General features: G+C 55.3%; 10 protein-coding genes. 5 read left to right on the top strand and 5 right to left on the bottom strand.

What is annotated here, in order from left to right; translation table 11 throughout:
- Positions 1-126: 126 nt before the first annotated feature.
- From dnaA to gyrB, 4 genes are read left to right on the top strand one after another with little or no spacing between them, the layout of a single operon-like run.
- Positions 127-1509, top strand: coding sequence for a chromosomal replication initiator protein DnaA (gene dnaA, locus AC2D8U_RS19520; protein WP_484620761.1), 1383 nt, complete (start codon positions 127-129; stop codon positions 1507-1509).
- Between the two features lie 12 nt (positions 1510-1521).
- Positions 1522-2622, top strand: coding sequence for a DNA polymerase III subunit beta (gene dnaN / locus AC2D8U_RS19515; protein ID WP_484620760.1), 1101 nt, complete (start codon positions 1522-1524; stop codon positions 2620-2622).
- Complete coding sequence (gene recF / locus AC2D8U_RS19510; RefSeq protein ID WP_484620759.1) at positions 2622-3689, top strand: DNA replication/repair protein RecF; 1068 nt, start codon at positions 2622-2624, stop codon at positions 3687-3689. The genes dnaN and recF overlap by 1 nt, the downstream gene beginning before the upstream one ends.
- Before the next feature lie 14 nt (positions 3690-3703).
- A complete protein-coding gene (gyrB, locus tag AC2D8U_RS19505) occupies positions 3704-6121 on the top strand; it encodes a DNA topoisomerase (ATP-hydrolyzing) subunit B (RefSeq protein ID WP_484620758.1) in 2418 nt (805 codons plus the stop codon).
- A gap of 235 nt (positions 6122-6356) precedes the next feature.
- On the opposite strand, the gene AC2D8U_RS19500 is transcribed toward gyrB, so the two are convergent.
- The 3 genes from AC2D8U_RS19500 to glyQ form a co-directional block, all read right to left on the bottom strand.
- Complete coding sequence (locus AC2D8U_RS19500; RefSeq protein WP_484620757.1) at positions 6357-7394, bottom strand: GMP reductase; 1038 nt, start codon at positions 7392-7394, stop codon at positions 6357-6359.
- Between the two features lie 440 nt (positions 7395-7834).
- The gene (gene glyS, locus AC2D8U_RS19495; RefSeq protein WP_484620756.1) at positions 7835-9928 is read right to left on the bottom strand and encodes a glycine--tRNA ligase subunit beta; all 2094 of its coding nucleotides are present in this window, start codon (positions 9926-9928) and stop codon (positions 7835-7837) included.
- 7 nt (positions 9929-9935) lie between these two features.
- Complete coding sequence (glyQ, locus tag AC2D8U_RS19490; protein WP_484620755.1) at positions 9936-10838, bottom strand: glycine--tRNA ligase subunit alpha; 903 nt, start codon at positions 10836-10838, stop codon at positions 9936-9938.
- A gap of 134 nt (positions 10839-10972) precedes the next feature.
- Between glyQ and AC2D8U_RS19485 the strand changes: the two genes are divergently transcribed.
- On the top strand, positions 10973-11548 hold the full coding sequence (locus AC2D8U_RS19485) for a DNA-3-methyladenine glycosylase I (protein WP_484620754.1): 576 nt from the start codon (positions 10973-10975) through the stop codon (positions 11546-11548).
- 33 nt (positions 11549-11581) lie between these two features.
- Here the strand turns inward: AC2D8U_RS19485 and tusA are convergent, their stop codons facing one another.
- Positions 11582-11827, bottom strand: a complete 246-nt coding sequence (gene tusA / locus AC2D8U_RS19480; RefSeq protein ID WP_484620753.1) for a sulfurtransferase TusA — start codon at positions 11825-11827, stop codon at positions 11582-11584.
- Between the two features lie 143 nt (positions 11828-11970).
- Positions 11971-13134 (bottom strand): acetyl-CoA C-acyltransferase FadA, encoded by a 1164-nt coding sequence (gene fadA, locus AC2D8U_RS19475; RefSeq protein WP_484620752.1) that lies wholly within the window; start codon positions 13132-13134, stop codon positions 11971-11973.
- Positions 13135-13141 lie beyond the last annotated feature (7 nt).

Raw genomic sequence — 13141 nt, 5'->3', positions numbered from 1 at the left:
GTTCTGATCGGATCCCGGGATCTTGGATCGGATCTGTTGATAACCTTCTCAAAGCTATGGTGATCGCTGGGCAAGAGGAGTAAAATCGTCCTTCTTTGGTGTTGAAATTTTTTGGGGAAGATCGCGGTGAGTGTACCGATTTGGCAACGCTGTGTGGCCTCGCTACAAGAGGAGCTGCCAGCGCAGCAGTTCAGCATGTGGATCCGGCCACTTCAGTCCGAGATGATCGGCGATACGCTGGTTTTGTATGCCCCAAATCGCTTTGTCCTTGACTGGGTACGAGATAAGTATCTGGATAAGATCACGGCATTTTTACACCAGGAGCTTGGCGGTCAATCCCCCACGCTGCAGTTTGATATTGGGTCTAAGCCTGAGGCGCGCCCCAAAGTGGCGATGGGAGAAACGACTCGTCCGGCGGTTGCTGCGCCAAGTCAGCCGATCCGCCGCCCCGAGCCGGCTCCGGTTGCACCCGCGCCAGCCAGCGGCCCACGAAGCAATATTAACCTGACCTATCAGTTCGACAACTTCGTGGAAGGTAAGTCTAACCAGTTGGCACGGGCTGCTGCGACCCAGGTCGCCGACAACCCTGGTGGTGCCTATAACCCGTTGTTTCTCTATGGGGGAACCGGCCTGGGTAAAACTCACCTACTGCATGCGGTGGGCAATGGCATTATGAAGAACAAGCCCAATGCCAAGGTGGTGTATATGCACTCCGAGCGGTTTGTTCAGGATATGGTTAAGGCGCTGCAAAACAACGCTATCGCGGAGTTCAAGCGCTACTATCGCAGCGTCGATGCCTTGTTGATCGATGATATCCAGTTCTTTGCCAACAAAGACCGTTCTCAGGAAGAGTTCTTCCATACCTTTAACGCCCTGCTGGAAGGCAACCATCAGATCATTCTTACCTCGGATCGTTATCCGAAGGAGATCGATGGAGTAGAGGATCGTCTCAAGTCCCGCTTCGGCTGGGGGCTGACGGTGGCTATTGAGCCACCAGAGTTGGAGACCCGGGTTGCCATCCTGATGCGTAAGGCTGAAGAGAGTAATATTCATCTGCCCGATGAGGTGGCGTTCTTTATCGCGAAGCGACTGCGTTCCAATGTGCGAGAACTGGAAGGGGCATTGAACCGGGTGATCGCTAACGCTAACTTTACCGGCCGGCCCATCACCATTGATTTTGTTCGTGAGGCGCTGCGGGATCTGTTGGCGTTGCAGGAAAAGTTGGTAACCGTCGACAATATTCAGAAAACGGTAGCTGAATATTACAAGATAAAGGTGGCCGATCTGCTGTCCAAGCGACGCTCTCGCTCGGTGGCTCGTCCTCGGCAGGTGGCCATGGCTCTGGCCAAGGAGTTGACCAACCACAGCTTGCCGGAGATCGGCGATGCCTTTGGTGGTCGGGATCATACGACCGTTTTGCACGCCTGCCGCAAGATCGAGCAGCTCCGTGAAGAGAGCCACGACATTAAAGAAGATTACGCCAACCTGATCCGAACCTTGTCCTCCTGATAGGTGAGCCCGATGCAATTTTCCATTACCCGGGATGCGCTGTTTAAGCCCCTTCAACTGGTATCCGGCGCGGTAGAGCGCCGCCATAACCTGCCGATCCTGGCCAATGTGTTGCTCGATGTCTCTGGCGATATGCTTAAGATCACCGGCACAGATCTGGAAGTTGAGTTGGTGGGGCAGGTAGCGCTGGAAGGAGAGGTGCGTCCTGGGCGCACGACAGTACCGGCCCGCAAGTTCTTAGATATCTGCAAGAGCTTACCCGATGAGGCCGAGATCCGCATTGAACAACAGGATAATCGTCTGTTGATCCGCTGTGGTCGCAGTCGCTTTTCCCTAGCGACCCTGCCAGCTGAAGAGTTTCCAGATCTGGGAGACTGGCAGGGCGAACTGCAGTTCACTCTCCCCCAGGGTGTGCTTAAATCGCTGATTGAATCGACTCAGTTTTCCATGGCGCACCAGGATGTTCGGTACTACCTCAATGGTATGCTATTTGAAACCGAAGGGAATGTGCTGCGCACTGTGTCCACCGATGGTCATCGCTTGGCGGTCAGTTTTCGTACTGTCGAGGCTAACCTGCCGGAAAAACAGGTTATCGTGCCGAGGAAAGGGGTGGTTGAGTTGGCACGTCTGTTCGAGGACGAGGCGGCGGAAATCACCTTGTGTATCGGTGATTCCAGTATTCGGGCCGTTACCCGAGATGCGATCTTTACCTCTAAGTTGGTAGATGGTCGTTTCCCTGATTACCGAAGGGTACTGCCCAAAGACGGTGATAAGGTGGTACAGGCAGACCGGGATCTGCTGAAACAGGCCTTCGCTCGTGCTTCCATTCTCTCTAATGAGAAGTTTAGAGGTGTTAGGTTGTTGTTGGAAAACAACAGGCTAACTATTACCGCCAATAATCCTGAGCAGGAAGAAGCGGAAGAGGTACTCGATATCGATTACACCTATGATGATCTGGAGATAGGCTTTAACGTGTCCTATGTACTCGATGTACTCAATGCTCTTAAGCAAAATTCCGTGAAGATCACCCTTGGGGGGGCGAACAGCAGTGCGCTGTTCGAAGGTGGCGAGGTCGAGGAATCGCTCTACGTGGTGATGCCGATGCGTCTCTAATGGCTTTGTCGCGACTCCAGATCCATCATTTTCGTAATATTGAGACCGCAAGCCTGGATCCGGCTGGCGGTCTCAATCTTATCTATGGGGCGAACGGTAGCGGTAAAACCAGCGTACTCGAAGCGATCTGGTATCTCAGCCTTGGGCGTTCTTTTCGCACTCACCTGTCCCCACGGGTTATCCAGCACGACCATCCTCAATTTACCCTCTTCAGTCGCCTTGTCGAAGGAGACCGTCTTGGGATCCAGCGCCATCGAGATGGAGATAACGATTTCAGGATCAACGGTGAACGGCCTAAGCGTATCGCCGATTTGGCCGCCTTGCTGCCCCTGCAGTTGATCAGCCCGGAAAGCTTCGCCCTGCTGCTGGATGGGCCGAAGGCCCGGCGGGAGTTTATAGATTGGGGAGCTTTCCATACCGATCCCCAGTTTATAGGAGTCTGGAGTCGTTACCGGCGTTTGCTTAAACAAAGGAATCAGCTGCTGCGTCAACCCAATGCAGTAAGTCAAATTGGCGTGTGGGATCGGCAAATAGCATTCTATGGTGAGTCTCTGACTCAGCTGCGAAGTGCTTGGGTAAATTCGTTAAATGACGCGTTGAAGGGTATAATAAGTCAGTTTTTACCCGATGTGCCGATCCGGGTTAGCTTCAGTCAGGGCTGGGACGTCAAAACGGCCCTGGATACGCTTTTACGCAACAACCTGGAGCGGGATATTCAGTTAGGTTATACGGTATCTGGTCCCCATAAGGCAGATCTACGCCTTCGGGTGGGTAAGTTACCTGCACAGGATAGCTTATCCCGCGGGCAGCTAAAGCTCTTGGTGTGCGCACTAAAGATCGCGCAGGGCAAGGTGTTGAGTCAGCAACAGCACCGCAGGTGCCTCTATCTGGTGGATGACTTAGCGTCGGAGCTGGATCAGGGGCGACGCACCTTGCTGCTGCAGCAATTGCAAGAAACCGGTAGTCAGGTATTTGTAACGGCAATCGAGCCGGAACAGCTGGCTATGGTCCAGTGGGACAAAATGTTTCACGTGGAACATGGCCGGATCACGGAACAGAAAGATTAAACAGAGACAGGCGAATGGCAGAAAATAGCTACGATTCCTCGAGTATTAAGGTCCTTAAAGGCCTGGACGCGGTACGTAAGCGTCCCGGGATGTACATCGGTGATACCGATGATGGTACCGGCCTGCACCATATGGTGTTCGAGGTGGTGGATAACTCCATCGATGAAGCCTTGGCCGGTCACTGTAACGACATCGTGATCACCATCCATGCCGATGGCTCTTTGTCGGTGAAAGACGATGGCCGTGGTGTACCCGTCGATATCCACGAAGAAGAAGGGGTATCGGCTGCGGAAGTGATCATGACTGTACTGCACGCAGGCGGTAAGTTCGACGATAACTCCTATAAGGTATCCGGTGGTCTGCACGGTGTTGGGGTTTCGGTGGTGAATGCCCTATCGGACAAACTGGAACTGACCATTCGCCGCCAAGGGCATGTACACGAACAGACCTATCACCTGGGTGAGCCACAAGCCCCATTGGCCGTGGTGGGTGATACCGATAAGACAGGTACCATGGTTCGCTTTTGGCCGAGCCCGACCATCTTTTCCGATGTGACCTTCCATTACGATATTCTGGCCAAGCGTGTTCGTGAGTTGTCCTTCCTGAACTCAGGTGTGTCCATTCGCCTGGTGGATGAGCGCGATGGTAAGGAGGAGCATTTCTGTTATGAGGGCGGGATCCAGTCATTCGTCGACTACCTGAATACCAATAAGACGCCAATCAACCAGAATATCTTCTACTTCAATACCGAGCGTGAAGATGGCACGGCGGTTGAGATTGCCATGCAGTGGAACGATGGCTTTCAGGAAAACATCTACTGTTTTACCAACAACATTCCGCAGCGGGATGGCGGGACGCACCTTGCCGGTTTCCGAGCGTCTCTGACACGAACCCTGAATACCTATATGGATAAAGAGGGGTACAGCAAGAAGGCCAAGACCTCAGCCTCCGGGGATGATGCGCGTGAAGGTCTGACTGCGGTGATCTCGGTGAAGGTGCCAGATCCCAAGTTCTCCTCTCAGACTAAAGATAAATTGGTCTCTTCCGAGGTGAAAACCGCGGTAGAGCAAGCCATGGGTGAAAAACTGGCGGAATACCTGCTGGAGAATCCAGGCGAAGCCAAGGTGGTTGTCGGTAAGATCATTGATGCGGCGCGTGCCCGTGAAGCGGCTCGTAAGGCCCGTGAAATGACCCGACGTAAGGGTGCGCTGGATCTGGCCGGTCTGCCGGGCAAACTGGCAGATTGCCAGGAAAAAGATCCAGGCAAGTCTGAACTCTACATTGTGGAGGGTGACTCTGCTGGCGGAAGTGCCAAGCAGGGGCGTAACCGTAAGAATCAGGCCATCTTGCCACTCAAAGGTAAGATCCTGAACGTGGAGAAGGCGCGCTTCGATAAGATGCTCTCCTCACAGGAAGTGGCGACCCTGATCACGGCCTTGGGCTGTGGTATTGGCCGCGATGAGTACGACCCTGAAAAGACCCGTTACCACAACATCATCATCATGACGGATGCGGATGTCGACGGTTCACACATTCGTACTTTGCTGCTGACCTTCTTCTATCGCCAGATGGCTGAGCTGATCGAACGTGGCTATGTCTACATCGCTCAGCCGCCACTCTACAAGGTGAAGAAGGGCAAGCAGGAGCGTTACATCAAGGACGAAGCGGCCCTGACGGAATACCTGACTACCTTGGCGCTGGATAACGCGGCGTTGCATGTCAACGCCGAAGCGCCGGGGATCGGTGGCGAGCAACTTGAACGCCTCGTCTATCAGTTCCGCGAAGTCGAAGCCGTGGTTGAGCGCCAATCCCGTCGTTTCCCTGTGACCCTCTTGAAGCAGTTGATCTACACCACAGCGATCTCCGAAGCTGAACTTAAAGACAAGGCGTCCATGACCCAGTGGACTGAGGGCTTGGTAACCAGCCTGAATGAACTGGATCTGGAAGGTGCCAGCTATCGCTTCGATCTCGAAGAGGAGGTCGAGCGTGGCATGTGGCAACCCAAGCTGATCTTGCGCCAGCACGGAGTCGAGTCGGATTACGTGTTGACCTATGATTTCTTCCACTCCAGCGACTATCGCAAGGTTGTGGCCTTGTATGATGCCTTGGCCGATCTGCTGGAGGAGGGTGCCTATATTCGTCGTGGCGAGCGGCGCCTGCCCATTGCCAACTTCGAGCAGGGTCTGGAGTGGCTGATCAAGGAATCCAAGCGCGGCCTCTACATCCAGCGCTATAAGGGACTGGGTGAGATGAATCCGGATCAGCTGTGGGAGACCACCATGGATCCTGATACTCGCCGCATGCTGCAGGTCACCATCGAGGATGCCATCGGTGCCGACCAGCTGTTCAATACCCTGATGGGCGATCAGGTAGAGCCGCGCCGCGAGTTTATCGAGCGCAATGCGTTGGCTGTAGCCAACCTGGACGTCTAAAAGCTCAGTGGTTAAAGCAGAGAAAGGGCAGCCTTAGGGCTGCCCTTTTTTGATCTCCTTGCTCGGGCGCATGTTTCATGTGGAACATCTAGCTGTTAGCTGTTAGCTGTTAGCTGTTAGCTGTTAGCTGTTAGCTGTTAGCTGTTAGCTGTTAGCTGTTAGCTCAGTATGTTCCACGTGAAACAAAAAGGCCCCGCTTCCTCTCGAAAGCGGGGCCTTTTCTATTGGAAACCGATCAGCTGTAAACGCGGTTTTCCTGCTCTTGTACGCGGATAAAGGTGGTACGCTTGGTCAGCTCTTTGAGCTTGTGAGCACCCACGTAGGTACAAGTAGAGCGCACACCACCCAGGATGTCCTGAACTGTGTTCTCTACCGGGCCGCGGTACGGCAGCATGACGGTCTTACCTTCGGAGGCGCGGTACTTGGCGACACCACCATTGTGTTTGTTCATCGCCGTATCGGAGCTCATGCCATAGAAGGCAACGAAGGTTTCGCCGTCTTTCTCAACACGCTCGCCGCCGGACTCATCGTGGCCGGCCAGCATGCCACCCAGCATGACGAAGTCGGCACCGCCACCGAAGGCTTTGGCTACGTCACCGGCACAGCTGCAGCCACCGTCACCGATGATCTGGCCGCCCAGGCCGTGCGCCGCATCGGCACATTCGATGATGGCAGACAGCTGTGGGTAGCCCACACCGGTTTTTACGCGAGTGGTACACACAGAGCCTGGACCGATACCGACCTTAACGATGTCAGCACCACAGAGGATCAGCTCTTCCGCCATTTCGCCGGTCACGACGTTACCCGCAACGATCACCTTGGTTGGGAAGGTGGCGCGAACCTTGGCAACGTAATCGACAAAGGCTTGTTGGTAACCGTTGGCCACATCGATGCAGATGAAGCGCAGTTGTGGGAAATCATTGAGCAGGGTGCAAAGCTTGTTGAACTCATGCTCCGAGGTGCCGGTGGAAACCATGATGTGTTGATAGATCTTGGCATCCTGGCTACCCAGGAAATCGCCCCACTGTTCTACGCTGTAGTGCTTGTGGATAGCGGTCAGCATTTCGTGTTCGGCCAGGGCGGCGGCAATATCGAAGGTACCTACGGTGTCCATGTTGGCGGCAATCACTGGAACGCCGGTCCATTCGCCTTCGGCGTGTTTAAAATTAAAGGTACGACGGATATCGACTTCAGAACGGCTTTTCAGCGTGGAGCGTTTCGGGCGAAACAGAACGTCTTTAAAGCCTAATTTGATGTCAGATTCGATATGCATGGTCTATCCCGGTTACTTCTAAGGAAATTCAAAGTGCGGGAATGGACTGGTAGGAAGGAATTCAGACCAGCACGAACCCGCCATAAAAAAGCGTGCGCACCGGTTTTGGGCATTATAGGCAGATCGATCCGTATGCCAATCTGTTTCGCAAGAACATCAAGTTCTGTGTGAAGAACAATGAGGTGTAACCCAAGGCGCGAGCTGATGTCGGAGTGGTTGAAAAGCTACGAGGGGCTCAGTTCTTGTACGCTACTCGTGTCCACTTAGGGGTTAACTTACGATGTCTGGTTCGCCCCATTTTTACACTCAGGTTAGATGCAAGGAAAGCCAAATCAAGGAGTAATACATTGTTTTTTAATTATTTATTTTTGGGTTGGTGCTTCAGAGTTAAGGGTAAGAAAAAGGCCACCTCGCGGTGGCCTTGTTTGTATATCAGGTCGTTATTGTTGCAGCAGGGAGATGTCGCCCACCTGCATAAACAGCGCCCGCAATTGCTTGAGCAGTGCCTGACGGTTAGCACGCAGCGCAGCGTCGTCGGCGTTAACCATGACGTTATCGAAGAACTGATCTACGGATTCACGCAACTCGGCCAGCTTGATCAGGCCCTGCTGGTAGTCGCCATTGGCGTACAGCGGACTGATCTCGGCTGACACTTCGGCAACCTTGGCGGCCAATGCCTGCTCGGCATCCTCCTGCAGCAGGGCAGGATCGACGCTGTCGGCGATTGCCCCTTCAACCTTGGCCAGGATATTCCCAACCCGCTTGTTGGCGGCGGCCAGGGCTTCTGCGGCGTCCAGGCTGCGGAAGTGCTGCATGGCTTTCACACGCTGATCGAAGTCCATCGGACGGGTTGGACGCAGGGCCAGAACCGCCTGGATCACATCCACCGGGAAGCCTTGTTCCTGATAGGAGGCGCGGAAGCGGGCCAACATGAACTCGACCACCTGATCGCATACCTTAACGGCATGCTTGGGATCGTTCTCCAGCTTACCCTGCTCGGCGAACAGGCTGTAGCTGTAAGCCGCCAGATCGAACAGGTCGAGTGGCAACTGCTTCTCGACGGCGATACGCAGCACACCAATGGCGGCGCGACGCAGGGCAAAGGGATCGCGATCGGCTTTCGGTGGTTGACCGATACCGAAGATCCCCACCAGGGAATCCATCTTATCGGCGATCGCCAACGCCTGGGCCACACCTGAACCAGGCAACTCATCACCCGCGTAACGTGGCTGGTATTGCTCATTCAGGGCTAAGGCAACCTCTTCGGCCTCGCCATCGTGGCGGGCGTAGTGCATGCCCATGATCCCCTGAGTGTCGGTAAACTCGAACACCATGTCGGTCATCAGATCGCACTTGGACAACAAGCCGGCGCGGGAGGCGTGCTCCTCGTTAGCACCGATCAGCTTGGCGACGTGGGCGGCCATCCCCTGGATCCGGTCAGTCTTATCTTTGAGGGTACCCAGCTGTTTCTGGAACAGCACACTTTCGAGGCGGGGAAGCTGATCGATCAGCTTGCGCTTCTTATCGGTGTTGAAGAAAAACTCGGCATCCGCCAGGCGGGGACGGACGACCTTTTCGTTACCGTCGATCACCACCGCCGGATCTTTCGATTCGATGTTGGAGACGAAGATAAACTTAGGCATCAGCTCACCGTCGTTGTCATAGACGGGGAAGTATTTCTGATCGCCCTTCATGGTATAGACGAGGGCTTCGGCGGGAACCTTGAGGAATTCCGGTTCAAAGGAGGCGGTCAGCACGACGGGCCATTCGACCAGGGAGGTGACCTCTTCCAGTAGTTCGTCATCCAGATCGGCCTTGCCGCCGATCACCGCGGCGGCGGCTTCGATGTCCTGCTTGATCTTCGCCTTACGGGCTTCGTAATCGGCCAGCACATAGTTGCCATCCAGCAGACACTGGGGGTACTGATCGGCAGAGTCGATGGTGAGTGTTTGCTCACCCATGAAGCGGTGGCCCTGGATCAGGGTGTCGCTCTCTTTGCCTAGAATGGTGGCTTTGATGGACTCACTGCCCAGCAACAGGGTAACGGTCTTTACCGGGCGGATAAACTGAGTGTCGTAGGCGCCCCAGCGCATTGGCTTGGGGATCGGCAGCTTGGCCAGCGCCTGGGCGACCAGATCGGGCAGCAGGCCTTGAACCGCTTGCCCCTTCACTTCTGCCTTGTGCAGCAGCCATTCGCCCTTATCGGTTTTGAGGCGTTCGGCCTGCTCGACACTGATGCCGTTCCCACGGGCCCAGCCCTGGGCGGCCTTGGTCGGGTTGCCATCGGCATCGAATGCGGCGGCGATGGCCGGGCCGCGTTTTTCGACGATTTTATCCGGCTGATTCGCAGACATATCGGCGATCTTCACGGCCAGGCGGCGAGGGGAGGCGAACCATTCCATCTGACCATGGGGGACTTCCGCCTTTTCCAGGCCAGCGACCAGGTTAGTGGCGAAGGATTCAGCCAGTGTACGCAAGGATTTCGGTGGCAACTCTTCGGTGCCGATCTCAACCAGGAAAGTTTGTTGTTCCATCATGCCCTCACTTGCACATTGGGAAGCCCATGGCTTCACGGGAGGCGTAGTACGCTTCGGCGACCGCTTTGGTCAGGGTGCGGATCCGCAGGATGTAGCGCTGACGTTCGGTGACCGAGATCGCCTTACGGGCATCCAGCAGGTTAAAGGCGTGGCCCGCATCCAGGACGCGCTCGTAGGCTGGCAGCGGAAGGGGCTTCTCCAGACTCAGCAGGTGCTGACACTCTTTTTCAGACTGCTCGAACTGGGCGAACAGGGCATCCACATCGGCGTGTTCGAAGTTGTAGGTGGATTGCTCCACCTCGTTCTGATGGAACACATCCCCATAAGTGATGGTGCCGAAGGGGCCATCGGCCCAGATCAGATCGTAGACGCTGTCGACACCCTGGACGTACATGGCCAGACGCTCAAGACCATAGGTGATCTCGCCGGTCACCGGCTTACACTCCAGGCCACCGACTTGCTGGAAGTAAGTAAACTGAGTCACTTCCATGCCGTCCAGCCAAACTTCCCAGCCGAGTCCCCAGGCGCCCAGTGTCGGGTTTTCCCAGTTGTCTTCGACGAAGCGGATGTCGTGAACTTCGGGATCCATACCGATGGCCTTCAGCGAGCCCAGGTACAGCTCCTGAATGTTATCGGGCGACGGCTTCATCATTACCTGGAACTGGTAGTAATGCTGGAGGCGGTTTGGGTTCTCACCGTAACGACCATCGGTCGGACGGCGGGAGGGTTGGACATAGGCAGCGGCAAACGGCTCTGGGCCGAGGGCGCGCAGACAGGTCAGCGGGTGGGAGGTACCGGCGCCGACTTCCATATCCAGCGGCTGAACTACGGCACAGCCTTGCTGGGCCCAGTAGTCCTGCAGGGCCATGATCAGGCCCTGAAAGGTCTTGGTGTCATACTTGTGCATGGGATCTCACCTGAATGCGGTGTGGATTTTGGTAAATGGAAGCAATTATACCCTGTGCGTACAAACAGATGTAGGTTAAATTTTGTCGATATGGGGTAGAACTTAACCCGTTTAATTGGGCAAAGGGAGCATCAATGAGCGAAGGGCAACGATGTGGCTGGTGTGGCACCGACCCTGATTATGTCGATTATCACGACAGGCAGTGGGGACGTCCGGTTCGGGATAAGCGGGAATTGTTTGAAAAACTATGTCTTGATGGCCAGCAGGCCGGGTTGTCCTGGTTGATCATCCTCAGGAAGACCGAGGGTTATCGCAGAGCATTCGATGGCTTCGAGCCCGCCAAGATTGCCCAGTACGACGAGACAAAGATCGAGCAGTTACTGAAGGATCCTGGCATTGTGCGTAATCGTCTTAAGGTGAATTCAATCATCAAAAATGCCCGGGCTTTCTTGGCCTTGGAGGCGAAAGGAATCGATTTTTCCGAGTTTCTCTGGGGGTTTGTCGGTGGGGATACCAAGGTGAACCGATGGACCGAGTTGAGCCAGTTGCCGACCTCCACGGATCAGTCAGATGCCATGAGCAGGGCACTTAAGAAGGCGGGCTTCAGTTTCGTTGGTAGCACCATCTGCTATGCATTTATGCAGGCGGTGGGGATGGTCAATGACCATCTAGTCGGGTGCCCCAGCTATCGTGAGTGTCCCCACGAGTAATGTTTCACGTGAAACATTGTATACGAATCGAGATCACTCGCCCTTACGGATCAGGTAGCGGTAGGGAGCAGCTTCTGTATCGCTGGCGACTAGGGTGTGATCCATAAAGCGACAGAAGCTGGGGATATCCCGAGTCGTGGAGGGATCGTCTGCCGTGACGAGCAGGGTCTCGCCAGCTGCCATCTTGCGGACAGTTTTACGCACCATCATCACAGGTTCCGGGCAACGCAGGCCCATGGCATCTAATGTGTGCTCGGCACAGTGGAAGAGATCGGACATGAATATCACCCAATAAAAAGTCAGGGCGCACATGGTACGCCCTTCGCCAGCGGGATCAATGTCTGTGTTTTTTTTGACCACGGTAAGGTGATCTGGTCAACAAAAAGGGCGCCGCATCGTGCGGCGCCCTTCTTATGTATATTCTAGACTCGCTCGAAGATCGTGGCGATCCCCTGGCCCAGACCTATACACATGGTGGCGAGCCCTAATGTCGCATCCCTGGATTCCATCAGGTTGAGCAGAGTGGTGCTGATCCGGGCACCGGAGCAACCTAGCGGATGGCCGAGAGCGATGGCACCGCCATTGAGATTCACTTTATCTTCCATCATTTCTGTCAGGCCCAGATCCTTAATGCAAGGTAGTGACTGGGCGGCAAAGGCTTCGTTGAGCTCTACCAGATCGATGTCGTCCATGGTGAGGCCCGCCCTTTTCAGGGCCTTTTGGGTGGCTGGGACCGGACCATACCCCATTATCGAGGGATCACAGCCGGCAACGGCCATGGCCTTGATCCTGGCGCGGATCGGAAGCCCTAATACCTTGGCCTTGGTTTCGCTCATCATTAGCAGGGCCGCCGCACCATCGGACAGGGCTGAGGAGGTGCCTGCAGTAACGGTACCATTGACGGGATCGAATACCGGGCGCAGAGCCGCAAGGCTCTCCATTGTGGTCTCGGGCCGGATCACCTCATCCCGATCCACCCGGATCAGGTTGCCTGCGGCATCGTGACCCTCCAGTGGGGCGATCTCTTTTTCGAACCGGCCTTCCTGACTGGCGGCATGGGCACGTTGATGGGAGCGCAGGGCAAAGGCATCCTGTTGCTCGCGGCTGATCCCGTGAAGCTTGCCCAACATCTCTGCAGTCAGCCCCATCATCCCCGCCGCCTTGGCGACGTTGTGGGCCAGACCAGGGTGGAAATCCACACCATGGCTCATGGGAACATGACCCATGTGCTCGACCCCGCCGACGATAAAGCTATCACCGTCACCCACCATGATGGCCCGCGTAGCATCATGGATCGCCTGCATGGAGGAGCCACACAGACGGTTGACGGTTACGGCACCAATACTCTTGGGCAGGCCCGCCAGCAACGCGGCATTACGGCCCACGTTGAAGCCTTGCTCCAGGGTCTGCTGCACACAGCCCCAGATCACATCTTCCAGTTCGTTTGGATCCAACTGCGAATTCCGTTGCAGCAGTTGTTGCATCAAGTGTGCGGAGAGGGATTCTGCCCGCACGTTGCGAAAGGCGCCCCCCTTGGAGCGGCCCATGGGGGTACGAATACAATCGACGATAACGGCCTGGTTCATCACGACT

This window comes from Ferrimonas sp. YIN67 (assembly GCF_057219095.1).
The sequence above is the reverse complement of the archived record's forward strand: the minus strand, read 5'-3'. Positions and strand labels throughout refer to the sequence as shown.